A 25,066-nucleotide genomic window follows, 5' to 3' on the forward strand; every position below is an offset into this window, starting at 1 on the left:
GAGGACTGCACGTAGGAGATCCGGCGCTGCTCGCCGTACCAGGCCCGGGTCCGCTCCTCCAGCGCCTTGTTGTACACCAGGCGGACACAGCCGAACGTGCGCGACAGCTCAGCCGCCTGCTCGTTGGTGGAGTAGAAGCGGTACCTGAACGCCCGCTTGACCTGCCGCGCCATACCTCACACCGTTTCGGCGAACGCCGCTCCGCCCTGGCGGCGCACCGGCTTTCCCTGCCCCGCTCCGCAGGAGCTTCGTTTCCTCCCCTGGCTGAAGCCGGGGGTATCCACGAAGGAGAGACCCGATGAAATCCGCATCCGCGCCACCGACGTCGTCACTGCCGCCGACCGTGGGAGCGCAAACGCACTGACCCGCCAGCAGGCGGGCAATCCAGCCCAATACCTGCTCCGCACCGGCCAGTTGCATTGACATTCCATGTCCCTGGGCGCATAGGTAGGGACGACGGCGACGAGATCGTCCAGGCTTCCGCCCGGAGGAACACGCTTCCTCGTGGAGCACGGCGGTTGTCACCAGATCGGCGCGCTGCCTGTCACCGGTAGCGTGCGAAGCATCACGGGTGTCATCGGCTCCGGCACTCGCCGTCTCGCAGTTCGCCGGGATGACGCACCAGTGCCAAGCTTCCTGGCTTGATTGCAGTGCCCGACTGCTGAGGCCGGGTTTCAGTCGCCTCAAGCGGCCCGGGATCTCCAGACACCCAAGTGAGACGGGCAGGGCCGGGGCACGCTTACCTGGCCGCCCATGCGGTGGCAACGGGCATTGCGCCTGCATCAGTCCGGCTCCGCCCCACAGGGTCTCGGGTCGGTCGGCACACAACAAGATCGCCGGACCCTACGAAAAGTCCCCTATGGGTGGACGGGGCTCGACGACAATCGCCTGGGTCAGGCCGCGGGCAGCGCTGGCAGGGGCCGGCTGGCGATCTCCTGTGCTTCGGCGCGTGTCATGCCGAACATACGCAGCAGGCGAGCGGCCAGTTGATCGGAAACATGCTCGGCATCGAGGTCCGGGCGGGTCTCGAGCAGGTGGAGCACCCCGAGCAGGGCGCCGCCGACCATGGCCACGGCGGTGTGCGGGTCGTCCATGTCCAGCCGTCCGTCGTCGGCGGCGGCCTGCAGGTCCCGCATCGCTCGCGGGGCCAGGCCGCTGTCGGAGGTCAGATAGGGCATGCCGGTGCGCACGAGGATCCTGGCGATCTGCGTGTGGGTGCGCTGCAGCCGGCCGGTCAGGCGGACACTGGCGGCGAAGATCTCCGCGGGGTCCTTCAGCTTTCCCACGACCGATTCCAGCAGGACCCCGTGTTCCTCCAGGGTGAGGGCGACGGCGGCGTCGAACAGCTCGTCCTTGCTGGTGAAGTGGTTGTAGAACGAGCCGAAGCCGACGTCCGCCGCCTCGGTGATCTCTTGGATGCTCACGTCGGTCCGCCCCTGCTTGGCGAGAAACCCCTGCGCGGCGGCGATCAGCGCAGCCCGGGTACGCGCCTTGCGCCGGTCCAGGCGGTTGGGCGCGTGGCTGGGCGTCCGGCTGTTGGCCTTGCCCTGTCGGTCGTTGCTCATCTTTCTGCCTTATCCAATGAATCAGTCCTGATGATTTCATCGTAACTGATGACTATTGACGATGCCGTCATCTGGACTGATTCTCACATCACTGCTGACTGGAGTCGCTCGCGGGAGCGGCCCGGTCGACGTCTGTCCAGGACTCAGGAGAGCCGATGAGTATCCAGGTCGTCCGCACCCCCGACGGCTGGTGGGTGGAGAGCGGCACAGGACGGCTGCACCGCGTCGACACCGACGCGGACACCACCGCCGGCCTGCTCGCCGACCGTTCCGCCGTGCGGCAGGCGGCTGCCCACGCCGCGGCTGACCCCGACGCCGGGCTTTGTGCTGGGGAGGCCGAGCTGCTGTCGCCCGTCACCACCCCCTGCCGGGTGGTGGCGCAGATGGTCAACTACCGTTCCCACGCGCTGGACTCCGGATTCGACCCGGACACCGTCCCGCCCGCCTTCTTCCGCAAGGCGTCGGGGTCCGTCAGCGGCCCCTACCAGGACATTGTGCGTCCCCAGCACGTGCGCTTCCTGGACTACGAGGTGGAGCTCGGGCTGGTGATGGGTGCCGATCTGCCGGTCGGCACCGAGGTCACCGACGCCGCCCTGTCCCACTACGTCGCCGCGCTGGTCGTCGCCAACGACGTCAGCGCCCGCGACCTGCAGCTGCCCAAGACGCAGTTCTACGAGTCCAAGTCGTACCCGACCTTCACTCCGCTCGGGCCCCGGCTGCTGCTGGTCGATGCCGACGATCTGGCCCGCCTGCCGGACCTGCGGCTCACGCTGAAGGTCAATGGGGCCACCCGGCAGGACCGCACCACCACGGACATGATCGTCCGGCCCGCGCGCGCCCTCAGCCTTCTCGCCCGCTTTCAGACGCTGCAACCCGGTGACGTCCTGCTCACCGGAACGCCCGGCGGCACCGCCCTGAAATCCCCCGGCAGGCTCCTGACCACGCTTGCCGCCCTGCTGCCGCCACACAAGCGCTGGCAGAAATTCTTCGCCCGTCAGCAGGCGAACCCCGACTACCTCAAGGACGGCGACGCGGTCACGGCTCGCATCGCGACCGATGACGGCGCACTCGATCTCGGCGAGCAGCACACAGTGGTGCGCACCCGCTGAAGACTCCCGGGACCCCCGCCCGGGACCGGCCGGCCCGGCATCCCCGTACCGGGTCGGCCACTTGACCCCATCCCTCACCCTGCAAAGGCGCACCGGTGACACTCAGACCCACCGACCCGCTGTGGCCCGCATCCGAGAGCATCACGGACCTGCCCGCGATTGAGGCTGTTCCGCTGCATGAGCGCGGCCTGCCCGCCACCACCTACGACACCGTGCTGCGCGCTGCCCGTCTGTGGCCCGACCGCCCGGCCCTGACGGTGCTGCCCGACGCCGCGCGTTTCCTGCGTCCCGCCACCGCCAACTTCGCCCAGCTGCGCGACCAGGTGCACCGCACCGCCAACCTGTTGCGCTCCCTCGGCGTCACTCGCCGGGCCGCCGTGGGCCTGCTCGCGCCGAACACCGCGGAGCTGCCCGCCGTCCTGCTGGCCGCGCAAGCAGCGGGCATCGCCGCCCCGGTGAACCCGGGCCTGGCATCCGAGCACGTCGAGCAGCTGCTGCGGCGCGGCGGTGCACGGGTGCTCATCGCCGCCGGTCCGCAGCTGGATGAACAGGTGTGGGCCACGGCCCGGCAGGTCGCCGCGGCCTTGCGGCTGGACGCACTGCTGGCCTTGGCCCCCACCCTGGCCGATGGACCCGCCCCCGCTCTGGACCCCATCGAGGGCGTACGAGTCGGCTACCTCGCGGAGCTTGCAGCGTCCCATCCCGCCGACCGGCTGGTGGACATCGAGCCCCCAACCGCTGGCGACCTGGCCGCCTATTTCCACACCGGCGGCACCACCGGCACTCCGAAGCTTGCCGCCCACACGCACGCCAACGAGGTCGTCGACGCCTGGATGGTGGCGGCGAGCATTCCTCTCGACGAGGACTCGGTGATGTTCGCGGCGCTGCCGTTGTTCCACGTCAACGCCCTGATCGTCACCCTGCTCGGCCCGCTGCTGCGCGGCCGGGAGGTGGTGTGGGCCGGGCCGCTGGGCTACCGCGATCCCGAGCTGTACCCGGTGTTCTGGAAGTTGGTGGAGCACTACCGCATCGCCACCATGTCCGGCGTGCCCACCGTGTACTCCGTCCTCGCCCAGGTCCCCCTCGACGCGGACATCTCCAGCATGCGGTTCGCCGCCGTCGGCGCCTCGCCCCTGCCGCCTGCCGTACGGGAGTGCTTCGAGGAGCACACCGGCATCCCGCTCTGTGAGGGCTACGGGCTGACCGAGGCGACCTGTGCCTCCGCCCTCGGCCTGCCCGGTCACACCCGCCCCGGTAGCGTCGGGCGGCGCCTGCCCTACCAGCAGGTCAAGACCGTACGCATCGACCCGGACACCGGCGAGTGGCACGACCTCCCGCCGGGTGCCACCGGAGTGCTCGCCGTCAGCGGGCCGGTCCTCTTCGCCGGGTACGTCGCCGAGCACACCGCGCAGGGGCCTCGCCTGGAAACCGCCGGGAAGATCCGCGACGGCTGGCTGGACACGGGCGACCTGGCCCGCACCGACGCCGACGGCTACATCCATCTCGCCGGCCGCGCCAAGGACCTGATCATCCGGGGCGGTCACAACATCGACCCGGCCACGATCGAGGACGCCCTCCTCACCCACCCCGAGGTCACCGCCGCCGCGGCGGTCGGCCGCCCCGACCCGCACGCCGGCGAGGTGCCCGTCGCTTACGTCACCCTCGCCCCCGGCGCCCGCGTGGACCCAGGGGAACTGCTCACCTGGGCCACCGAACGTGTCCCCGAACGCGCCGCCGCCCCGCGCGAGGTGCTCGTGATCGACGCCATCCCGCTCACCGCGGTCGGCAAGCCCTACAAGCTCGGCCTGCGCCTGGACGCCACCCGCCGCGCGGTCCACGCCGAACTGGCCGCCCAGGGCGCGGACTGCGACCCGGAACGCATCCTGTGCCGACCGCACGACGGCGGTGTCCGCGTCACGGTGCCCGCCCTTGCCGACGAGGCGGTACGGCGCAGGGTCACCGCAGCCCTCGACCGGTACGTCCTGCACTGGCAGTACGCCCCCACCCAGCCACCTGAGAGAGAAACCCCGTGAGCACCACCGCCATCGTCCTCGCCGTCCTCCTCGCAGGGATCTTCCTCGTGCTCGGGTCGGCCAAGCTCGCGGCAGTCCCCGCGATGCGCGAGGCCGCGTCCCACGTCGGCATGACCACCGCCCACTACCGCCTGCTGGGTGCTCTGGAGGTGGCAGCAGCGGCCGGTCTGTTGCTCGGCCTGCGGATCACCGCGCTCGGTGCCGCCGCATCGGCGGGCCTGGTCCTGCTCATGGCCGGAGCCGTCGTCGTCCACCTGCGCAGCGGCGATCCGGCGGCCCGCTGCCTGCCGGCCGTCATCGTGGGTGCCCTGGCCGCAGCCCATCTCGTGCTGGCCGGCGGCTAGCCGACCACACACCCTGTTACCGGCCGGCGTGTCGCCGTGACCGCCCGGCCGCCGGGGACCAGAGGAGCATCACGATGAGCCGTATCGACATAGCCAGCATCTGCCGCCCCGCACCTCCATGTGGTGGCCGAGGTAGCTTCCCCTCTCAGCGCCGCCGCAGGCCGCCTTCCTCTCGCACGGCGCCCACTGCGTGTCCACCGCCTTGGCCGCCCGGGCCCGAGCGCCCACTCATTCGGCACTGCCGGTCTGCACGGGCCTCTCCGTGCGGTCTGGACCGTACGCTCCGCCGCTCACCCAACCCGCGAACGGGACCGCCACCCCGCCTCGATCAATCGGCCGGGAAACGCTCTTGGCGCTCTTCCCCCGTCGCTCCCTGAGCCGCCCCCACCCCATGGCCCCGAGCCGTGACACCCCATGGAGTACCCATTGACTTCCTCCCTCGCCTAAAGGCGGGGGATTCCAGCGGTCGCCCGCTGGGGTTCCTGCTTCACCGACGACCGCCCCGTCCGGGAGGACTCCCGTTGAGGTCTTACACCGTCTCCACAGGCAGACGCCGCCAGCCCGGCGGCCAGAAGGTTGCGTGCCGCGTTCACGTCCCGATCGTGCACCACGTCGCAGTGCTCGCACGTCCACTCGCGGACGTTCAGCGGCAGCTTCGCCACGACCGTGCCGCAGGCCCCGCACAGCTTCGAGCTGGGGAAGAAGCGGTCGATCACGACGAGTTCGCGCCCGTACCAGGCGCACTTGTACTCCAGCATCATGCGCAGGTCCGTCCAGGCCGCATCCGAAATCGCGCGCGCCAGGCGGCCGTTTGTCAGCAGGTTGCGGACGGTCAGGTCCTCGATCACGACCACTTGGTTCTCGTGGACGATGCGCGAGGTCAGCTTGTGCAGGAAGTCCCGGCGCCGGTCGGCGATCCGCGCATGGACCTTGGCGACACGACGCCGGGCCTTGGCCCGGTTCGCGGAGCCCTTCGCCTTGCGCGACAGCTCCCGCTGCGCTCTGGCGAGACGGGCGCGGTCCCCGCGTTCGTGCCGGGGGTTGGAGATCTTCTCCCCGGTGGACAGGGTCACCAGCGAGGTGATCCCGGCATCCAGACCGACCACGTTAGTGGTGGCACGGGCCGGGGGGATGGTGTCCTCGCACAGCAGGGACACGAACCAGCGTCCCGCCGCATCCCGGGACACGGTCACCGTGGTCGGTACCGCACCCTCGGGCAGCGGACGCGACCAGCGGATGTCCAGCGGATCCGTCATCTTCGCCAGCGTCAGCCGCCCCTCGCGCCAGGTGAAGGCGCTGCGGGTGTACTCGGCCGACGACCGGGACTTCTTCCGCGACTTGTAGCGCGGATACCTCGCCCGCTGGGCGAAGAAGTGGGCGAACGCCGTCTGCAGATGACGCAGCGCCTGCTGCAGCGGAACGGAAGACACCTCGGTCAGGAAGGCCAGCTCCCCGGTCTTCTTCCACTGCGTCAGCGCTGCGGAGGACTGCACGTAGGAGATCCGGCGCTGCTCGCCGTACCAGGCCCGGGTCCGCTCCTCCAGTGCCTTGTTGTACACCAGGCGGACACAGCCGAACGTGCGCGACAGCTCGGCCGCCTGCTCGTTGGTGGGGTAAAAGCGGTACCTGAACGCCCGCTTGACCTGCTCCGCCATATCTCACACGGTATCAGATTCCGTGTGAGTCCTAGGTATCGGCCGGCTGCCGGCAAACGCCGGTTCGCCCTGGCGGCGAACCGGCTCTTCCTGCCCTGCTCCGCAGGAACTTCGTTTCCTCCCCCGGCTGAAGCCGGGGGTATCCACGAAGGAGAGACCCGATGAACGACTTCGACGTGCCCGTCCTCATCGTCGGCGGAGGCGGTGCGGGGCTCACCGCCTCCATGCTGCTCAGCCGCATGGGCATAGAGTCCCTGCTGGTCACCGCCTGGCCCAGCACCTCCGTCCTGCCCAAGGCCCACGTCCTCAACCAGCGCGCCATGGAGGTCATGCGCGACGCCGGCGCGGCCGACACCATCTACGCCGCCTCCACTCCGGCCGAGCAGATGTCCCACACCGCCTGGTACGTCGGCCTGGCCGGAGACCAGGAGGACTACGGCCGCAGGGTCGCCAGGATGGAGGCATGGGGAGCCGGCGGCCGCTCACCCGAGTGGCTCGCGGCCAGCCCCGAGCGGCAGGCCAACCTGCCCCAGATCCGCCTGGAGCCCGTCCTGCGCGCCCGCGCCGAGGAACTCTCGCCCGGCCGGGTCCACTTCCACCACGAGCTGACGGGACTCGCTCAGGACGACGAGGGCGTCACCGCCACCGTCGCCGACCGCGACACCGGGGAGACCTACCGGGTGCGGTCCCGCTACCTGCTGGGCTGCGACGGCGGCCGTACCGTCGGACCCGCACTGGGCATCGTCCAGGAGGGCGTGCGCGACCTCGCCCGCGTGGTCTCCTTCCACATCTCCGCCGACCTGTCCCGCTGGGCGCGCGACCCGGAGGTGCTGATCCGCTGGCTGTGGCTGCCCGGCCTCGGTATCCCCGGCGTTCTCGTGCCCATGGGGCCCGACCACTGGGGGCCCGAGTCCGAGGAGTGGGTCTTCCACCTCAACTACGGGCCCGATGACGGCCGCGCGCTGGACGACGAGTTCGTCCTGGCCGACCTGCGCACGGGGCTGGGCTTGAGCGAGGAGGATCTGACGGTTCACATGATCTCCCGCTGGAGACTGGAAGGCGTGGTCGCCGACCGCTACCGCGTCGGCCGCGTTCTGATCGCCGGCGACGCCGCCCACCGTCACCCGCCCACCGGCGGCCTCGGCCTGACCTCCGCCATGCACGACGTACAGAACCTCACCTGGAAACTCGCCGCCGTCCTGAACGGCCATGCCGGCGACGCCCTGCTCGACACCTACCAGGCCGAACGGCGCCCGGCGGACGCCACCAACGTCCAGCGCTCGCTGGAGAACGCCATGAACCACATCGCCGTCAACGCCCTCTTCGGCGGCGGGCCCCAGGCCGGCGAGGAGGAGAACTGGCGGCAGGCCCGCCGCCTGTGGAGCGATGATCCCGCCGACGCCGACTTCCGCCGCACCTTCCTTGCTGCCGTGGCCGCCCAGTCCATGGAGTTCAACGAACTGGGCGTCGAGTTCGGCTACACGTACGACTCCGCGGCCGTCGTCCCCGACGGCACTCCCGCACCCGAGAACCCCGACCCGGTCCGCATCTACCAGCCCGCCGCCCGCCCCGGACACCCGCTGCCCCACGCCTGGCTGGAGGACCTCGACGGCCGTCGCGTGGCTGTGGCCCGCCTGGTGCGCCCCGGCCGCCTGCTGCTGATCGCGGGAGAGGACGGTCAGGCCTGGTGCGAAGCCGCCGAGAAGCTCGCCGCCGAGTGCGGGCTGCCGGTGGACGCGGTCCGGATCGGGCATGTCGACGGCAACTACCGCGACCTGCGCTCCACCTGGACCGCCGCCCGAGGTCACACACCGCAAGGCGCCGTCCTGGTGCGCCCGGACCGCTTCATCGGCTGGCGCGCCCACGGCGCGGCCACCGACCCGGTCGCCGAACTCACCACCGCACTGGACACCCTGCTCGCACGGTAGGAACCGCTCACCCGCCGTGCCACCCGACCTGCCGATCACCGCCGCATCGGCGGGCCGCGCCCCCAACCCTCACCCTCCGCTCGCCTCCGGCACCCCGCGGCACCCGCCCCGCCGGCGCGACAGTCGTGGAGGACACAGGAAGGAATCCCCCGTGAACGACCCGACATCCATCCCCGTCCCGACTGCCGACGCCCATCAGGGTCTGCACAGCGAGCAGGGCGCCCTGCGCGGAGAGCACCCCGGCCGCGCCGTCCAGCCCGTCATCAAGGTGGTCGACCTGGCCTGGCTGGAGTTCACCAAGCCCGACCTGGACCGCGCCGAGACCTTCGCCCACGACTTCGGCTTCACCACCGCTGCGCGTACCGATGACACTCTCTATCTACGGGGTGCCATGGCCGGACCGCACTGCTTGGTGATCCGCCGCGGCCCCGCTTCCCGCTTCATCGGCCCCGCCTTCCAGGCCGCCTACGCCGCCGACCTCGACCGGCTGGCCCGCGCCACCGGCCACAAGGTTCGCACCCTGACCGAGTACGGCGGAGGCCGCGCCGTGGACCTGCTCGACCCTTCCGGCATCCCGGTCCGTGTCGTGCACGGCGTCACCGAGCAGCCCGCGCGACCGCTGCGACATCCCCTGATCCTCAACACGGGCACCACCACAGCGGCCGCCCGCCTCAACGCCACCCAGCGCCCGCCCCGCAAACCCTCCCAGGTGCAGCGTTTGGGCCATGTCGTGCTCTCCACCCGGGTCTTCCGGCGCGCCCTGGACTGGTACCTGCAGCACCTCGGCCTGATCGTCAGCGACTTCCTCTATCTGGACGGGCAGCGCGACCGCGGCCCCACCATGGCCTTCATCCGCTGCGACCGCGGCGACGAACCCGCCGACCACCACACCCTGGCCATGCATCTCGGCCCCGACACGGGATATGTCCACTCCGCCTATCAGGTCGCCGACCTCGACACGCTCGCCGCCGGCGGCGAGTACCTGCGAGAGCGCGGCTACCACCACTCCTGGGGCATCGGCCGGCACATTCAGGGCAGCCAGATCTTCGACTACTGGCATGACCCCGACCGCTTCATGCTGGAGCACTACGCCGACGGCGACGTCTTCGACAACACGCTGGAGCCCGGCTGGGCCGCCATGTCCGCCTCCGGCCTGGCCCAGTGGGGCCCGCCCGCCACCCGCGACTTCCTCGGCACCACCCCCTCTCCGGGCGCGCTCCTCCAGGCGATCTCCGCCCTGCGTGAGGACAACGAAATCGACCGAGCCCGGCTGCTGGGCCTGATGAAAGCCCTGAGCAAGTGACCGCCGCCCTCGCCCCCGAGCGTGTACCGGTAGTGGTGATCGGCGCCGGACCCACCGGGCTGACCGCCGCCACCCTCCTGGCCCGCCACGGCGTGCCCGCCCTGGTCCTGGAACGCCACCGCGCCCCGTATCCGCTGCCGCGCGCCGTCCACCTGGACGACGAGGTGCACCGCATCCTCCAAGCTGTGGGCATCCACGAGGCGTTCAGCGAAATCACCCGTCCCGCCCGCGGCATGCGGCTGTTGGACGGCTCGCATCGGGTGCTGGCCGAGTTCCTGCGCGACAGTCCCTACGGATGGCACGGCTTTCCCCAGGCCAACATGTTCGACCAGCCCGAGCTGGAGCAACTGCTCCGGGACACCCTCACGAAGCACGCCTCGATCACGCTGCGCGGAGGCATCGAGGTCACCGCCGTGACCCCGCCCCCGCACGGCGGTGTCCCGGTGGAGGTCTCCTTCCGCGACGAGGGCACCGGCGTCTCCCATAGGCTCCTGGCCGACGCCGTCCTGGGCTGCGACGGCGCGGGCAGCCTGGTCCGCGCCTCAATCGGCTCCCGGATGCAGGACCTTGCATCCCACCAGCAGTGGCTTGTCGTCGACATTCGCTGCCGCGTGCCGCTGCCCGCCTGGGACGGCGTTCACCAGATCTGCGATCCCGGGCGGGCGGCCACCTACATGCGCGTCGGCGAGGACCGATACCGCTGGGAGTTCCGCCTGCGCACCGGCGAACAGCCGGAGGAGCTCACTGACCGGGGGCGTCTGCTCGAGCTGATCGCTCCCTGGACACCGGGCGTCCCCGAGGACGAACTGCACGTCCTGCGCACCGCCTTCTACACCTTCCGTGCCCAGGTCGCCGACCGCTGGCGCAAGGGACGCGTCTTCCTGCTCGGTGACGCCGCCCACCTCACCCCGCCCTTCATCGGGCAGGGGATGGGCGCGGGGATGCGCGACGCCCATAACCTCGCCTGGAAGCTCGCCCGTGTCCTCACCGGCCGTGCGAGCGGGGCCCTGCTCGACACCTACCAGGCCGAACGGCGTTGCCACGCACGTCAGTTGATTCGTACCGCCGTGGGCGTGGGTGCGGTCATGACCGGCGGCGGCACGGGCACCGTACTGGCGCGCAACGCCGTCCTGCCCGCCCTCTCCCGTCTGCCGGGCGTGTCCGGTCTCGTCCTGTCCGCCGTCAGCCCGCCGCTGCGGTCCGGACCTCTGGTCGGCTTCCGCCGCCCGGGCCATCCACGCCCCGGCACGGTGTGCCCCCAGCCGCTGATCCCCGACGCTGACGGAACCCCACGTCTGCTGGACGACCTGCTCGGCGAGAACTTCGCACTTCTGGCCACTGCACCGCTCAGCCCGGCCCTGGACGCCCTCGTCCGAGCGTTGGACGCCCGCGTCCTCCATCTGCACCACCCCCGGCGGCACCAACCCGGCACGGGCGGCCAAGGGCACGGGGCCGATCCGGGCATCGGCGCCTTGGTCCGCTGGATGGGCCGCGCGGGCGCCGTCCTGCTCCGCCCCGACCGAGTCGTCCTCGCCACCGCGACCCGGCCCCGCACCGGCAGGGCATGCGGAGACGACCTCGCGGCCGCCGCAGCGGCCTGGGCGCCCATGGTGTGCAGCGGCGCCGGTACGACCGGAAGCGCCCCTGCCGTGCCCACGCACCTGTGTGACGGCGGCTGAAGGCCCATCGCGGAGCCGCGACCTGCAACCCTGTCTGGCCGGTGGCGGCAGCAGCGGGCGAACTCGCAGCGTTTTGTCAGGCGGCGAAGCCAATGTTCGTGACGTGCTCGTACTGGCCCCACTGTGAGCCGAGGTCGACGGCCTGGTCGACCCAGGCCTCGTCGAGTTCCGGGTCGTCGCTGACCGCCCACGCTGCCACGATGCGGTCCCAGCGGCGCACGTTGAGGGTGCGGAACTTCACCCCGCGCTGGCGCGGCCTGCTGATGCCAGACTGGTCGAGGGGGTGGATCTCCGCGCGGGTACCGCGGCCATCGCGGTTGAGGCGGGCCGTCGTATAGCGGGCAATGTTCGGGCGACGCACGGTACGGTACGCCTGCTCAACACGCTCGAGGTTCTTCCTCAAGGGTATGCGCCGGCCCTCCGGTCAGGCGCGCAGGGTGCGGTCGGTGACGAGTCAAGCCAGGCCGAGGCCAGTGCCTTCTGGGCTCACTGGCGGCGCTGCCACCACGACCGTGCTCGCCTGCGAGCGCACTGACAGGCCGTGCTACGGCGGAGCAGTAATCACCGTCAGATACTCCTCGGTGCGGAATCCGACCGAGGAGTACAGGGGTTCGCCCATCGTGGACGCGTAGAGGTAGGCCGTGCCGGCGCCTGCGGCGAAGCCTGCGCGGACCAGCTCCAGTGTGATGGCGCGCCCGTGACCACGCCGCCTGTAGCTTGGGAGCACAGTGATGTTGAAAAGGCCTGTCAGATCACCAGAAGTGGCGGTCATGCCTGTTCCCACGGGCACGCCGTCCAGCTCGGCGAGATAGAACGTGAATCCGTCGATCTTCTCCAGAGACGGATCGGTGAACATCTGGAACATCTCGTAAGGCGCTTCGAAGCCTTCCGCCATAGTCCTGGCATACGTGTTGAGCTCATCGGCCCGGACAACCCGTACGCGCAGGCCATCGACGACCCGTTCCACCGGCAGTCCCTGGCTGGAGGGGCGGACCATGAGTGGCTCCCGCTCGAAATGAGTCAGCCCGTGCTGCCCTGCCGCCTCGACCAGCGGCCCCGGAACGCCCCGGACATGGATACTCCAGGGAAGCTCCCACGGGCTCTCCGCAGCGGCCAACGCCATGATCTCCTCGGCGCTCGGCTCCAGGCTGGGACTGATGATCGCGTTCAGCGCGGCAATCGGCGCCCCGGTGATCGCGAGCACGGCCCCCTGCGGGCCTCTTCGGGTGCGCCCCGTAGTTGCACCGGCCAGGTCCTCGAAGACTGAGGCATAGGCGGACACGATCACCGCCAACGGGTCGTCCAATTGGCTCACGAGGCGCTCCGTGCTGTCGTTCAAAACGCATCCCCAGAGAGCGGCTGTGTTGCAAAATCGGCTTGGAGTTGGTCGGGTTCAAGGTCGATGCGGCGGTGTACGTCGGTGCCGAGCGCTCGACCAGGTGCTCGCGTTCTCAAACGGTCACGGACGCGAGCGCCTCGCGGATCACCTTGACGGTCTCGTTCGGGTGGGCGTGCATCACCAAGTGTGAGGAGTCGACCTCAGTGACCTTGGCCTGGGCTCGCTCGTAGCCGAATCGCTCGACGTCGGGGTTGATGGCCTTGTCGGAGGACGCGACGATTCCCCACGAGGGCCGGTCCTTCCACGCGGCCGTGCCGGCCGGCTCGCCGAAGACGGCCGCGGCGAGAGGCCGCTGGGAAACGGCCAGGACGCGCGTCAGGGCGGGGTCCACATCGGCGGCGAAGATCTCCGGGAACTTGGAGATGTCCACCGAGACATCGATGCCCGGCTCGTCCGAACCCTCGAGGGGGAAGGGCTTGTAGACGAGGGCGCCGGCCAGCGGTGAGTCAGGGAAGCGGCCCCCCAGTTCCCCGAGGCTCTCACCCTCGTCGGGGACGTAGGCGGCCAGGTACACCAACCCCACCACGTTGTCCTCACGACCGGCGACGGTGATCACCGCGCCGCCGTAGGAGTGCCCTACAAGAAGGACGGGCCCCTCGACCTGCCGGACGACGGAGGCGATGTACGCCGCGTCGCCGGTGAGACTGCGATTGGGTACCGGTGGAACCAGTACGCGGGTGCCGTCGTCGAGCAACTCGGTGACGACCGGGGCGTAGCTGGACGCGTCGGCGAAAGCTCCGTGGACCAGGACTACCGTGGGCTTGATGGACATGGTTTCCCCTTCAGCGAACCGCCGATGACGGTATGGGAACGCGCCGGCCGGCACGCCCGCGAGATGTCGGTTACTCCTCATGGGAGCCCCTGCCACCGACGGCAACGCTAGGGAGGTGCGGTGGACGATTAGTGACCGATCTGTGGACAGCGCGCCGGTGAAGGAACTTCAGTTCCTCTGGCCTGCTCCTGCCCCGGCGCTATTACTCGCGCGAGGTGAACTGCGGCGACTGCCGGTGAGGCATTCGGGGGTTCGCCAAAGCGGTTGTCCGCGACTTCGCGGCCCTGAGCAGCTGCGCGGTGTCTGCTCACCCGCCGCCGCTGTCGGCAGGCGCGGTGCAGGCGTTTGCGGTGAACTTCCGTTGCCTCGCCACGTTCTGCATCGACCTGGGGAGGACCACCAGGACAGTGCCCAGGAGGGCTTGCCGTCCCTCGGGCTCCCCACGACGCAGGTGCGCCGCCTGCCTCACTGTCGGCAGGAGGTCCGGGCACCTGTGCTCGCCGGTGCCCGCGTCCTGGCCGAGGCCGGCGACGAGCGGCCCCGGTCCGCCGCGGACAGGCACTCAAGGCATACGCAGGCCCTGCTGAACTCGGTCCCCCGCCTGCGCTTCCAGACGGCCGGTCGTCATGGCTTCAGGTCGTGATCATCTAGCCAGGCGAGCGTGTCATCAGCGAGTTCGCGCCAGCCGTGGTCGAACGGAGCGCTGTGTCCCCGGTCTTCGTAGGTGCGGAGCTCGGCGCGTGCGCCGCCGCTGACGTACAGCTGGTGCGCCCCTCGGACGACAACGGCCGGCACGGTGTGGTCCTTGCCGGCGGCGATCAGCAGCAGGGGCCCGCGGTCGCCGCGCCGGGTGTCGACCCCGGTCGGCGAATTCCGTCGGAAGTTCGCGCTGGAAGCCTCGAAGAGCGGACGCCCTGGGGACGGGATCGTGAGGTCGCGGTACAGCTCCGCGGACTCCTCCGGCGAGATCGCGTTGCCGAAAGAGTAAGCGAACTGACGTTCCGTCAGCGAGACGGTCTTCCCCTTGTTGGTCGGGCTCTTGAGCACCGGAAAGCTCGAGCGCAGCAGACTCAACGGCACGGCTCGGACGCCCTTGATCGGAGCAGGTGAGATGCACACGGCGCCGACGGCCAGGCCAAGGTCCAGCAGTTTCTGCGCGATCAGACCGCCGAAGGAATGGCCGACCACGATCGGAGCGTCGGGCAGGCTCTCGATGACCCGGGCGTAGGAGTCGGTGACGGCGTCGACGCCGACGTCCAGGTGTCGCCGGGGGTGGGCGCGTGTTGCAGCGACGGTGCTTGCGTCGCCCGGCCAGTCGGACGCGAGGGTGTGGTAGCCCCGGTCGCCGAAGAGCTGGAGCCAAGGCTGCCACGAGACGGAGTGGATCCACAGGCCATGGTTGGCTTCCTCCCCCGCCTAAAGGCGGGGGATTCCAGCGGTCGCCCTCTGGGGTTCCTGCTTCACCGACGACCGCCCCGTCCGGGAGGACTCCCGTTGAGGTCTTACACCGTCTCCACAGGCAGCAGCCGCCAGCCCGGCGGCCAGGATGTTGCGTGCCGCGTTCACGTCACGGTCATGCACCGCACCGCACCGCACCGCACCGCACTCGCACGTCCACTCGCGGACGTTCAGCGGCAGCTTCGCCACGACCGTGCCGCAGGCCCCGCACAGCTTCGAGCTGGGGAAGAAGCGGTCGATCACGACGAGTTCGCGCCCATACCAGGCGCACTTGTACTCCAGCATCATGCGCAGGTCCGTCCAGGCCGCATCCGAGATGGCGCGCGCCAGGCGCCCGTTCTTCAGCAGGTTACGGACGGTCAGGTCCTCGATCACGACCACTTGGTTCTCGCGGACGAGTCGAGTCGAGAGTTTGTGCGGGAAGTCCCGGCGCCGGTCGGCGATCCGCGCGTGGATGCGGGCAACCTTCCTGCGGGCCTTGGCCCGGTTCGCCGAGCCCGTCGCCTTGCGCGACAGCTCCCGCTGCGCGCGGGTCAGGCGGGCACGGTCCCCGCGTTCGTGCCGGGGGTTGTAGATCTTCTCCCCGGTGGACAGGGTCACCAGGGAGGTGATCCCGGCGTCGACGCCGACCGCCGCATGCGTGGCGGGGGCCGGGGCGATGGTGTCCTCGCACAGCAGGGACACGAACCAGCGTCCCGCCGCGTCGCGGGAGACGGTCACCGTGGTCGGTACCGCACCCTCGGGCAGCGGACGCGACCAGCGGATGTCCAGCGGTTCGGCCATCTTGGCCAGCGTCGACTTCTTCCGCGACTTGTAGCGCGGATACTTCGCCCGCTTGGCGAAGAAGTGGGCGAACGCCGTCTGCAGATGACGCAGCGCCTGCTGCAGCGGAACGGAGGATACCTCGGTCAGGAAGGCCAGTTCCTCGGTCTTCTTCCACTGCGTCAGCGCGGCCGACGACTACACGTAGGAGATCCGGCGCTGCTCGCCGTACCAGGCCCGCGTGCGCTCCTCCAGCGCCTTGTTGTACACCAGGCGGACACAGCCGAACGTGCGCGACAACTCCGCCGCCTGCTCGTTGGTGGGGTAGAAGCGGTACCTGAACGCCCGCTTGACCTGCCGCGCCATACCTCACACCGTCTCGGCGAACGCCGCTCCGCCCCGGCGGCGCACCGGCTTTCCCTGCCCCGCTCCGCAGGAGCTTCGTTTCCTCCCCCGGCTGAAGCCGGGGGTATCCACGAAGGAGAGACCCGATGAAGACAACGGGCTCCTCCGCCGTTCCTGAGTCGAGAAGCTAAGAGTGCGCGGTGGACGAACTGTGAAGGAATCCCGGACTGCTGGGTGCATGGGCGTCTGGCCGGCCAAGTCGGGTGAGGAGTTGGTCGGCGCGTTGCGCGAAGAGGTGGGCTCCCTGCCGAAGTGCCACGGTGCGGGCCCGGTCGGCCAGGCGTACGGCGCCACGGTGATCGCCGGTGACGTGCTCCAGCTGTGCGCGGACGAGGATGATGAGCGCCTCTGAGGAGCGCTGGCCATGGCGCTCGAGGTATTCCTCGGCACTGTCGAGCGCCGCTGCGGCCTTGTCCGGCGAGTCCGCTGCGATGCGCATCTCGCCCAGCAGTGCGTGCCAGGTCGAGACGCAGCTACGGGCGGGGCTGACCAGGTGGGTGCGAATGAGGCGTTCGGCTTCGTCGGCGGCGTCCGCTGGGCGCTGTCCGGTCATCGCCAGCGCCCAGTACCGTGCCAGGCGCAGATAGGTGCCGAGGGAGACGAAGGAGAAGTTCGGGTCGAGGGCGATCCCGCGTTCGGCGGCACGCAGGGCCCAGTCGGGGTCGCCGATCACGGAGGCGGTTCGGACCTCGAAGGACGTCGCGACGGTGACCGCGTACGGGTCGTCACCCGCCGTCTTCGCCAGGGTGTCGAGCAGCGTGCGCGCTTGGGCCGTCTGCCCGTGGTAGCCCGCGATCTCCGCGAACAGTCCGGCAGTCATCAGCTGCACTCCGTCGCGTACCGGATCGGATTCGTCCTCGGCGTCGTGGTCGGCGAGGATGTCGGAACTCAGCGCGCTCAGTTGCTGATAGGACGCGCCAATGTTGCCCAAGCACCAGTCGTGGATTCCTACCGCGGCCCTGCCGTAGAACCTCACAACCGGGTCCTTGGAGGTGCTGTACAACTCACCGAGTCGACGGGCGAGGGGAGTGCTGCGGTCCAGTTCGAGGGCCTGGCCGTGCGCGGTCCAGCGGGAGAAGAGGAACCCGGCCGCCTCGCGCTCGCGCCCGAGGCGGTGTGCGACCTGCTCCGCTCGCTCCATGAAGCCGGCGGAGGCGGTGCCGTACATCGAGCGCATCCCGACGACCGCGATCAGCTGCGAGAGTGCTTTGAGCTCCAGCTCGGGAAGCGGCGCCTTGCGCGCGAGCTCTACCGCCGAACCGAGATGACGCTCGGCTGCCGCCAACGCGGTCTTCGCCATCGCTTGGGCGCCGGCGCGGACCAGAGCGGCGACGGTACGCGCCGGGTCTGCCACCGGGCCTGCGGTCCACAGATGGTGTGCCAGGCGCTCGGCGACGGACTCGTCGCTCAGACCGACCGCCTCGATGGCGTCCGCGATGGAGCCGTGCAGCGCTGCGGCGCGACCGGGCGGGATCGCCTCCGACACGGCTTGGCGTACCAGATCATGGGTGAAGCGATAGGAGAACGGGTCGCCTGGTGTCGGGCCGACCAGACCCAGGCTGCAGACAGGTTCCAGGCGCTCGAGGCAGGAGCCCATGTCGAGCGAGGCCGTGCGGGCGAGCAGGACGAGCTCGACGCTCCGGCCGACCAGAGCCGCGATCTCCAGCAGTCTCTGTGTCTTCGTGTCGAGCACGAGGAGGCGGTCGCGTACGACGTCGCGCACCGTCATCGGGACCGTACTGCGCAGCACCGTCTCCGGGGTGACCTCGCCGTCGGCGATCCACAGCCGGCCCAGCTCCTGGACGAAGAAGGGGTTGCCGGCTGTGCGGGTGTGTACCGATCGGGCGGCGTCAGAGGCCAGGTGGACGCCGGTTTCGAGGTGGATGAGCTCGGTCACCTCGGCGGGGCTCAGCGGACCGACCAGGAGCCGTCGGTGACCGGTGGCGCGACTGGCGGCGGCCAGCGTCCGGACCAGCTCCAGGCTGGGGGAGGGGCCTGGGTTGCGCAGGGCGCTGACGACGGCCGTCCCAGGGGGGAGGCGGGAGATGACATGGTCCAGGAGCTGTAGGGAGCTCGTGTCTGCCCATTGCAGGTCGTCGAGCATCAGCACGACCGGTCGCTCGCGGGCCGCCTCGGCGATCAGGTCGACGACCTGCTCGAGCAGGCGAAAGCGGGCGCTGCCGTCCGGGATCGCCGGCGCCGCCGGCCTCTCCGCGCGGGAGCCGACGAGGTGACCGAGATCGCGAGCCGCCCACTGCTCCCGCCGTGCCTGGGGCATGACCTGGAACAGGCTGGACACCGTCTGGACCCACGGCCACATCGTCGGCCTGCCCTCGCCTTCGAGGCAGTGGCCCCAGACCACAAGGGCGCCGCGGTCCTCGGCGTGGCGGGCGGTCTCCTCCATGAGGCGGCTCTTGCCGACCCCGGGTTCGCCCTCTAGCAGCACCACTGCCGTGCCGTTCTCCAGGGCCGGCTCGAGGGCACGTCGCAGCGCCGCGAGTTCGTCCGTCCGGCCGACCAGTCGATCGACTTGGCCCGGCAGTGGAGTCGGTGAGATCGGCGGCAGCGATGGTGTCGGCATGCGCGAGGGTGCGGCGAGCGGGACCTCGGCGGCCTGGGGCCGGGGCGGGGGAGTCTGGGTGAGCACTTTCTGGTGGGCCGCCTTGAGAGCCTGCCCAGGATCTATCCCGAGATCCTCGGCGAGGCGCCCGCGCACCGCGTCGAACACGGCCAGGGCTTCCGCCTGTCGGCCTGTGCCGCCCAGCAGAGTGATGAGACTGGCTTGCACCGGTTCGTGCAGCGGCGCCATCGTGGCGGCCAGACGCATGGCCGGCAGCGCTCGCGCGGCCTGGCCGAGCATCAGCGCGATATCGGCCGCCTCTGTGCAGGCCTGGAGGTACTCGTCGTTGAGGCCGGCGAAGATGGGTGCGGCCGCGGGGCCGTGCGCCCACCCGTCGCAGGCCGGCCCACTCCACAGGCGGAGTGCCTCGAGGTAGTGATCCAGAGCCGCGGCATAGTGCTCCTCCGCTCGCGCTTTGCGGGCGGCGCCGGACTGCTGCCGGAACCTCGTGAGGTCGAGAACGTCCGCCCCGGCTGCGCACAGGTAGCCGTTGCCCCGCCGCAGCAAGTAGGTGCCCGTTTCCCGCGGGGGCAGGTCGGGTTCCAGCAGGCGTCGTATCGAGCCGACGTACTTGTGGATCACGTTGAGGGCGGTGGCGGGGGCGTCCTCGCCCCAGATCAGGTCGATCAGTTCATCGATGCCGGTCGGGCGGTCCCCGCGAGCGAGGAGCAGCGCCAGTAAGTACGCCTGCTGGCGCGGCCCTGCCTCGACCTCGCTCTCGCCCCGCCAGATCCGCAACGGCCCCAGGATCTGCAGGCGGAGGGTTGCCTTGAACGGCAGTCCCCCCACCTCGTCGGCGCTTCCGGGAGCGGCGAGCGTTGACGTCATGTGCGACCCCCTCGGTGGCCCCGCCCCGGTCCTACCGTTTGCCGTTGCGCAGGGTCGGAGTTGCGCTAGCATCAGTGAAGTTGAACTCTAGCCGCTGGAGTCGCACTCCAGCCAGCCCCAGTTTCCAACCCGATGAGGCACGGTGACGGACGGACAACACCTCCGCGCGACGTTCCGGCAGGGCGACACCGACGCTGTGAGCCGCCTGGCGAAAGCGGAGGTCGAACGCTCGCGCGCGGCAGGCGACGCGGACGGTGAGGTCGAGGGGCTCTATGGCCTGGCCCGGGTCGCCCTGCGCGGCGATGACCTGGAACAGGCCACCGACCTGGCGCAGCGCGCCCTCGCCGTCGCGCAACGTGCGGGTGAGCGGCGGCTGGAGGAGCGGCCGCGCCACGTGCTCGCCGCCGTGGCCCGGCTGTCGGGCGACCATGCGCGGGCACGGGACCTCTACGAGGCCAGCATCGAACTCAACCGCGCCCTCGGGCAGGACGAGCACGTGCACTCCGAATACCACAACCTGGCCCTCGTAGAACTGCACCTGGGCAACGTGGAACGCGCACGTCAACTCATCGCGGAGAGCCGCGAACGCGTCTTCGAGGCCGGCTACCGCGACTTCCTGCCCTACCTCGGACTCGCCGGCGCCGCTCTCGCGTCGGCGGACGGGGACATGGCACTGGCCGCACGGCTGATCGGGTTCACCGATCGGGCCTTTGCCTCCCTCGGCCAGGTACCCGACCCCGATGACGCACGCGAGATGGACGCGATCCGGGCCCGCGTCTCGGCCGTCCTGACGCGCGATGTGTTCGAGTCCGAGTGCGCAACCGGTGCCGCCTGGACTGTGATGGAAGCGTTCGGCCGTTCATGGTCCGGTGACACAGGTCGCTGCCGAGACGGGGAGTGAGACGTTGTCAGGCCAGGCACCGAGCCGTCGTGACGAATACGCCATGATGACCCGGCAGGAAGTCGTCAAAGCCGCGCGGAAGTTGTTTGCCGAGCACGGCTACGCACAGACCACGGTCGAGAAGATCGCCCGCGAGGCGCGTGTCTCCCCGGCCACCGTCTACGCCCAGTGCCGAGGCAAGGAGGGCCTGCTTCGGACCCTGATGGACATCTGGACGACGAGTCCGACGGTGCAACGGATCATCAACGACTCGCTGGTCCCGCCCACAGGCCGGGCCAAGCTCAAGGTCTTGGCCGACGGCTATTTCGACATCCGCGCGGAGGCCGGCGACATCGTGCAAATCGTCGAGCGCGCCGCCGCCGGCTCTCCGGCCACCCAGGAATTCCTCGACATCGCCAATCAACGCCACATCGAGGCGCTGGAGACGATCGTCAAAGGCATCGCCGCCGACGGCGACCTGGCCGAGGGGCTCTCGATCGCGGACACGGCAAGGATCATCTACTTCCACTTCCGCATCCCTCAGATCGACCTCGCCGTGGAGGGGTTCGGGTGGGGCGTCGACCGCACGAAAAAGTGGCTCTTCGAACGGGTTGCGGCCGCAATCCTCAAGGACTGACGCCGGACGGCGGCCGCCTCCGACGCGACTCCACAAGTCATCCACAGCCGGCCCGTACGTTGCGCTGACCACCCACAAGGAAACAGCACAACGGGCTGAAGGCGGCACACAACATGGCCACGATCCACCACCGGTACGCCACGGTCGACGGCCACCGGATCTTCTACCGGGAGGCCGGGCCGAGGGACCGGCCCACTCTGGTCCTCCTGCACGGCTTCCCCGCCAGCTCTCTGATGTTCCGCCATCTTCTGCCACGGCTGGCGGACCGCTGGCACTTGGTGGCACCCGACCACGTCGGCTTCGGACTCTCTGACGCGCCGTCGGTCGACGAGTTCACGTACTCCTTCGACTCACTCACCGATGTCACGGCAACTCTTCTCGCACACCTGGGCATCGAGCGGTACAGCCTGTTCGTCCACGACCACGGCGCGCCCATCGGGTGGAGACTCATCCTGCGGGCACCGGCCGCGGTAACAGCGATCATCACTCAGAACGGCAACGCCTACGAAGAGGGACTGCAGCCGGAGTTCTTCACGGCGGTGCGCGACTACTGGCTCGAGCAGACCTCCCGGACCGAGGCCGGCGTTCGAGAGGCGCTCACCCTGGAGCTGACCCGCTGGCGGTATCTCGCGGGGGTGACCGACGAGACCTTGGTCGACCCCACCACCTGGACTCACGATCACGATCTGCTGTCGCGGCCCCACAACGATCGGGCGCAGCTCGCGCTGTTCTTGGACTACGCCACCAACCTGGCCTTATACCCCAAGGTGCAGCGATACTTCCGCGAGCGGCAGATTCCGCTGCTCGCCATCTGGGGAAAGGGCGACCCGATCTTCGGCCCCGCCGGGGCGCTCGCCTTCACCACCGACCTCCCGGCCGCCGAGATCCACCTGGTGGCCGGCGGCCACTTCCTCCTCGAGAGCGCCCTCGACGGGGTCGTGCCCCTCGTCCGGGCATTCATGGACAAGTACCTCTGACTGGCGGCCGGCATGGAAGAGGGCTTTCCATCGGGTCGCGGTGGTCCGTCCGGCCAGCAGAAGTAAGCCCTGCGGCGCGGGGGATCTGCTGCCGGTCCCGGGTGACTGGCGGGCGGGGTGTCCGTTGTGTCTGATCGGGTCGTGGGGGAGCGCCACCGGTAGACGCACGGTGCTCTCGATCGTGGCGCCCGGTGTGCTGTCGCGGAGGACGTCCGTCGCCGTTCCCGCTGGGCCGTTCCCGCTGGGTTCGGTGGCTTCTTGCTGCTCGCGGGCAGGCGACACACGCACCCGGTCTACTGCCAGTAGCCCTCGACAACCGACGTCGACCTGGCAACGGCCTCATCAGGGTCTCCACCGAAGTCCCGCCGCGCACGACGTTGCCGCAGGAGATCCCAGCATTGATCGAGTTCCATCTCGGCCGCGTGCAGCTCGTGGTGTTCGGTCCGTTCGTCCAGGGAGCCGTCTGCCCGTTGGCTGCGCAACTGGTGTTCACGATCGATCAGCGCATTGATCCGATCGAGGATGTCGTCGTCGTTCACTGGTCTTCCTCCAGTTGCCGGAGCTGGGTCGGATGCGTCCCGGGGTCCGATCGGAGTGATGCCACCTCGCTGCGAAGAAGCTCGTTCTCGGCCTGGAGGGCGTCAATGCGGTGCCGAAGCGGTTGCAGCACGGGCGCCACTTCCTCGGCGGTGTAGCGCGGAGTGATGTGCTGCGGGCAGTTCCAATCGAATGCTTTGACCTCGACGCGCACCTCTCGTTCGACGATTGCGCGGTATCCCGGGACTGCGGACGTATCTGATGACGGTCCTCGGTGGCGTACATCGTTGACGGTCGCGATTCCGAAGATCTTGAGGCGCAGCTGGTGGGCGTAGTCCAGGAAAATGATGGATACGCGCGGGTCGTTCGCCACGTTGCCGGTGCTGATGTACTGACGATTTCCTCGGAAATCGGCCCAGACCAGGGTGTGTTGGTCGGGGGCTGTCACGAATCCTGGTGGGCCGCCGCGGAACTGGACGTACGGCCAACCGCTGCTGGCGACCGTCGCCAGATAGAAGCCGTCCCGCCCGGCTATGAAGTCTCGTTCGGCGAGGCCCAGGGGATCCTTGATCTGACCGAGTGCATCGGTCTCCGCAGCCTCGGTGTTCGCAGCTGGGCCCCTTCCGTCTGCCGCGCCAGTGCCCCCATGCCTCAGACCGGAGCGATGCCGGTCCGAGCGGCTGTTGGCGGTACGGCTTCCATACTGGTCCTGTGCCTCCAGAACCGGCTCGGTGAATGCGATCGAGCGGTAGTTGCGGCTCATCTGTCCCTCCTTGTCAGAGCGAGCCTCATGCTCGCTGTCCGCGTGGTCCTTTGCCCTGCAGGGAGCCGCGACCGGGCGGCCGAGTCGCCGCAGCTACGCGGATGCGGGGGAGGAAGAGGTGAAAGCCCCGTGCGCCGTTGCGCCGGGCCGGGGAACGCCGACTGCTGGGAAGAGACGTCCTATGACCACGCTGGGGCGTCTCCGCTCGCGCATCCTCGGGCGAGGTCCGGTAGTCCGGCTGTGCGTCGCCGGGCCGCCGCACGCGAAGGCCGTGGACGGCCCGGCGGGTCGACTTCGCGTTGCTTACCTCGTCGGCGTCGACGGATCCGCCTTGACGATCAGTGACTCGACGTCGCGCGGGTTTGTGATCATGGAAAGATGCCCTACCCTGAGCTTAGGTGATCTTGGTTCCTGCGTTCGTGGCCAACGTGCTCTGCAAGGCGACGGGGACGATGTGGTCCTCGGTCTCGAGCGGATGGAAGCTCGGCAGCGACCTCCAGCCGGCACACCCGACTCAGCCGTGAGTGCGCTGAGGGTGACGGCCCGCTGGGTCGCAGCCAACACGGCTGCGGTCCGCTTCGGGATCCCGTTCGCCATCGCGTCCGGGAAGACGCTCTGCTTCAGGTAGAGGCGTAGTCGCCGTCCGGAGCGCCCGGGTACTACGCGAACTCGAAGAGATCGACTGGGTTGAGTTCGCGTTTCGGGTCCAGCATCCCCATAAGGGTGAGAAAGCCGATCGTGCGCAGCCGTCGTCCCCGGAAGATCTTCACGATGGCTCCTGAACAGTTGAGGAGATCCAAGCGGTACGTCCAGGGAGTCTGAGCGAAGGGACTGACCTTCTTGTGTATGACCAGTTGAGTGCGAATGACCTGCCTTCTGTGTCCCCGTCTTCCTTGCCGGACGCCTCGGAGGGTTCGAGTGCCGCCGAGGCGCGGTATCCGTCCACTGCCTCCCAATACCAGGAGGGTGGGAGGCACACAGGCTGGGCCAGTCGCGACGGCGCGTCACTCGGCAGCAGCGCCGTCACGCACGAGGCTGTGCGCGCCCGCGCTGCGAAGCCATCACGTGTCAGCGGCGTCGCTGGTCGGCGCGCAGTTCGAAGTCGCCGTATCTGTTGTCGACCGGGTTGACGGTGACGCCCGGAGCGGCGATCTCGTCGATGGCGTCGAGCACGTCGGACGACAGCATGGTGTCGTCCGCGGACAGGAACGGCTCCAGTTGGTCCATGGTCCGCGGTCCGATGATCGCCGAGGTGACGCCGGGGTGGTTGATGACGAAGGCGACGGCCAGTTCGATCAGGGTGAGGCCCGCCTTCTCCGCCAGGACACCCTCAGGGTCGGTCGTAGCAAGAGTCAGACCGTCACGGCCGGGGCTACCGAATCCTTGCGGGATCCGGTACCAAGAGACTGACA

At 69.6% G+C, this 25,066-nt stretch carries 19 protein-coding genes and 2 pseudogenes; 9 read left to right on the forward strand and 12 right to left on the reverse strand.

The features are described from left to right. A partial coding sequence (locus ABZ453_RS47585; protein ID WP_359025831.1) for a helix-turn-helix domain-containing protein occupies positions 1-173 on the reverse strand: 173 nt, incomplete at its 3' end. A 720-nt stretch (positions 174-893) separates the two neighbouring features. After that, entirely contained in the window at positions 894-1,565 is a 672-nt protein-coding gene (locus tag ABZ453_RS47590; protein ID WP_359025799.1) for a TetR/AcrR family transcriptional regulator, read from the reverse strand. Positions 1,566-1,720: 155 nt separating this feature from the next. Between ABZ453_RS47590 and ABZ453_RS47595 the strand changes: the two genes are divergently transcribed. The 3 genes from ABZ453_RS47595 (at position 1,721) to ABZ453_RS47605 (ending at position 5,051) form a co-directional block, all read left to right on the forward strand. Continuing rightward, a complete protein-coding gene (locus tag ABZ453_RS47595; RefSeq protein ID WP_359025801.1) occupies positions 1,721-2,674 on the forward strand; it encodes a fumarylacetoacetate hydrolase family protein in 954 nt (317 codons plus the stop codon). A 95-nt stretch (positions 2,675-2,769) separates the two neighbouring features. Beyond that, the gene (locus tag ABZ453_RS47600) at positions 2,770-4,707 is read left to right on the forward strand and encodes an acyl-CoA synthetase (protein WP_359025803.1); all 1,938 of its coding nucleotides are present in this window, start codon (positions 2,770-2,772) and stop codon (positions 4,705-4,707) included. Further along, entirely contained in the window at positions 4,704-5,051 is a 348-nt protein-coding gene (locus tag ABZ453_RS47605) for a DoxX family protein (RefSeq protein ID WP_359025805.1), read from the forward strand. The genes ABZ453_RS47600 and ABZ453_RS47605 overlap by 4 nt, the downstream gene beginning before the upstream one ends. Before the next feature lie 443 nt (positions 5,052-5,494). Here the strand turns inward: ABZ453_RS47605 and ABZ453_RS47610 are convergent, their stop codons facing one another. Next, positions 5,495-6,706, reverse strand: a complete 1,212-nt coding sequence (locus tag ABZ453_RS47610) for an RNA-guided endonuclease TnpB family protein (protein WP_359025807.1) — start codon at positions 6,704-6,706, stop codon at positions 5,495-5,497. A 161-nt stretch (positions 6,707-6,867) separates the two neighbouring features. Between ABZ453_RS47610 and ABZ453_RS47615 the strand changes: the two genes are divergently transcribed. The 3 genes from ABZ453_RS47615 to ABZ453_RS47625 all read left to right on the forward strand — a co-directional run bounded on the left by ABZ453_RS47615 (position 6,868) and on the right by ABZ453_RS47625 (position 11,616). Then, positions 6,868-8,634 carry an FAD-dependent monooxygenase gene (locus ABZ453_RS47615; RefSeq protein WP_359025809.1) on the forward strand — a complete coding sequence of 589 codons (1,767 nt, stop codon included), beginning with the start codon at positions 6,868-6,870 and terminating at the stop codon, positions 8,632-8,634. A gap of 151 nt (positions 8,635-8,785) precedes the next feature. Next, complete coding sequence (locus ABZ453_RS47620) at positions 8,786-9,937, forward strand: VOC family protein (RefSeq protein WP_359025811.1); 1,152 nt, start codon at positions 8,786-8,788, stop codon at positions 9,935-9,937. Further along, complete coding sequence (locus tag ABZ453_RS47625; protein WP_359025813.1) at positions 9,934-11,616, forward strand: bifunctional 3-(3-hydroxy-phenyl)propionate/3-hydroxycinnamic acid hydroxylase; 1,683 nt, start codon at positions 9,934-9,936, stop codon at positions 11,614-11,616. The genes ABZ453_RS47620 and ABZ453_RS47625 overlap by 4 nt, the downstream gene beginning before the upstream one ends. Positions 11,617-11,692: 76 nt before the next feature. On the opposite strand, the pseudogene ABZ453_RS47630 reads toward ABZ453_RS47625, so the two are convergent. The 6 genes and pseudogenes from ABZ453_RS47630 to ABZ453_RS47655 all read right to left on the reverse strand — a co-directional run. Continuing rightward, positions 11,693-12,067, reverse strand: a pseudogene (locus tag ABZ453_RS47630) (transcriptional regulator); the annotation flags it as partial. Between the two features lie 93 nt (positions 12,068-12,160). Continuing rightward, on the reverse strand, positions 12,161-12,931 hold the full coding sequence (locus tag ABZ453_RS47635; protein ID WP_359025815.1) for a GNAT family N-acetyltransferase: 771 nt from the start codon (positions 12,929-12,931) through the stop codon (positions 12,161-12,163). Positions 12,932-13,067: 136 nt separating this feature from the next. Beyond that, positions 13,068-13,787, reverse strand: coding sequence for an alpha/beta hydrolase family protein (locus ABZ453_RS47640; protein WP_359025817.1), 720 nt, complete (start codon positions 13,785-13,787; stop codon positions 13,068-13,070). A 624-nt stretch (positions 13,788-14,411) separates the two neighbouring features. Next, complete coding sequence (locus ABZ453_RS47645; protein ID WP_359025832.1) at positions 14,412-15,179, reverse strand: alpha/beta fold hydrolase; 768 nt, start codon at positions 15,177-15,179, stop codon at positions 14,412-14,414. Positions 15,180-15,203: 24 nt separating this feature from the next. Beyond that, positions 15,204-16,373, reverse strand: a pseudogene (locus tag ABZ453_RS47650) (RNA-guided endonuclease TnpB family protein). Between the two features lie 166 nt (positions 16,374-16,539). Then, entirely contained in the window at positions 16,540-19,860 is a 3,321-nt protein-coding gene (locus ABZ453_RS47655; RefSeq protein WP_359025819.1) for an AAA family ATPase, read from the reverse strand. A 142-nt stretch (positions 19,861-20,002) separates the two neighbouring features. Between ABZ453_RS47655 and ABZ453_RS47660 the strand changes: the two genes are divergently transcribed. The 3 genes from ABZ453_RS47660 to ABZ453_RS47670 all read left to right on the forward strand — a co-directional run bounded on the left by ABZ453_RS47660 (position 20,003) and on the right by ABZ453_RS47670 (position 22,354). Further along, positions 20,003-20,761, forward strand: a complete 759-nt coding sequence (locus ABZ453_RS47660) for a tetratricopeptide repeat protein (protein WP_359025821.1) — start codon at positions 20,003-20,005, stop codon at positions 20,759-20,761. Positions 20,762-20,804: 43 nt separating this feature from the next. Then, positions 20,805-21,377, forward strand: coding sequence for a helix-turn-helix domain-containing protein (locus ABZ453_RS47665; protein WP_359025822.1), 573 nt, complete (start codon positions 20,805-20,807; stop codon positions 21,375-21,377). Positions 21,378-21,490: 113 nt separating this feature from the next. After that, positions 21,491-22,354, forward strand: coding sequence for an alpha/beta hydrolase (locus ABZ453_RS47670; RefSeq protein WP_359025823.1), 864 nt, complete (start codon positions 21,491-21,493; stop codon positions 22,352-22,354). 293 nt (positions 22,355-22,647) lie between these two features. Here the strand turns inward: ABZ453_RS47670 and ABZ453_RS47675 are convergent, their stop codons facing one another. The 3 genes from ABZ453_RS47675 to ABZ453_RS47685 form a co-directional block, all read right to left on the reverse strand. Beyond that, a complete protein-coding gene (locus tag ABZ453_RS47675) occupies positions 22,648-22,893 on the reverse strand; it encodes a DUF2630 family protein (protein ID WP_359025825.1) in 246 nt (81 codons plus the stop codon). Next, entirely contained in the window at positions 22,890-23,654 is a 765-nt protein-coding gene (locus tag ABZ453_RS47680) for a pyridoxamine 5'-phosphate oxidase family protein (protein ID WP_359025827.1), read from the reverse strand. The genes ABZ453_RS47675 and ABZ453_RS47680 overlap by 4 nt, the downstream gene beginning before the upstream one ends. Positions 23,655-24,722: 1,068 nt before the next feature. Beyond that, positions 24,723-25,066 (reverse strand): aldo/keto reductase (locus ABZ453_RS47685; RefSeq protein ID WP_359025829.1); only part of this gene is annotated, 344 nt, incomplete at its 5' end.

The organism is Streptomyces sp. NPDC005799 (genome assembly GCF_040630525.1).
In the GTDB taxonomy this organism is placed as follows: Bacteria; Actinomycetota; Actinomycetes; order Streptomycetales; family Streptomycetaceae; genus Streptomyces; species Streptomyces griseorubiginosus_B.

What these genes read in the sequence shown, in the direction of transcription:
- ABZ453_RS47590 (WP_359025799.1), bottom strand. Translation starts at nt 1,565, where the DNA reads ATGAGCAACGACCGACAGGGCAAGGCCAACAGCCGGACGCCCAGCCAC.
- ABZ453_RS47595 (WP_359025801.1), top strand. Translation starts at nt 1,721, where the DNA reads ATGAGTATCCAGGTCGTCCGCACCCCCGACGGCTGGTGGGTGGAGAGC.
- ABZ453_RS47610 (WP_359025807.1), bottom strand. Translation starts at nt 6,706, where the DNA reads ATGGCGGAGCAGGTCAAGCGGGCGTTCAGGTACCGCTTTTACCCCACC.
- ABZ453_RS47615 (WP_359025809.1), top strand. Translation starts at nt 6,868, where the DNA reads ATGAACGACTTCGACGTGCCCGTCCTCATCGTCGGCGGAGGCGGTGCG.
- ABZ453_RS47640 (WP_359025817.1), bottom strand. Translation starts at nt 13,787, where the DNA reads ATGTCCATCAAGCCCACGGTAGTCCTGGTCCACGGAGCTTTCGCCGAC.
- ABZ453_RS47655 (WP_359025819.1), bottom strand. Translation starts at nt 19,860, where the DNA reads ATGACGTCAACGCTCGCCGCTCCCGGAAGCGCCGACGAGGTGGGGGGA.
- ABZ453_RS47665 (WP_359025822.1), top strand. Translation starts at nt 20,805, where the DNA reads ATGATGACCCGGCAGGAAGTCGTCAAAGCCGCGCGGAAGTTGTTTGCC.
- ABZ453_RS47670 (WP_359025823.1), top strand. Translation starts at nt 21,491, where the DNA reads ATGGCCACGATCCACCACCGGTACGCCACGGTCGACGGCCACCGGATC.
- ABZ453_RS47680 (WP_359025827.1), bottom strand. Translation starts at nt 23,654, where the DNA reads ATGAGCCGCAACTACCGCTCGATCGCATTCACCGAGCCGGTTCTGGAG.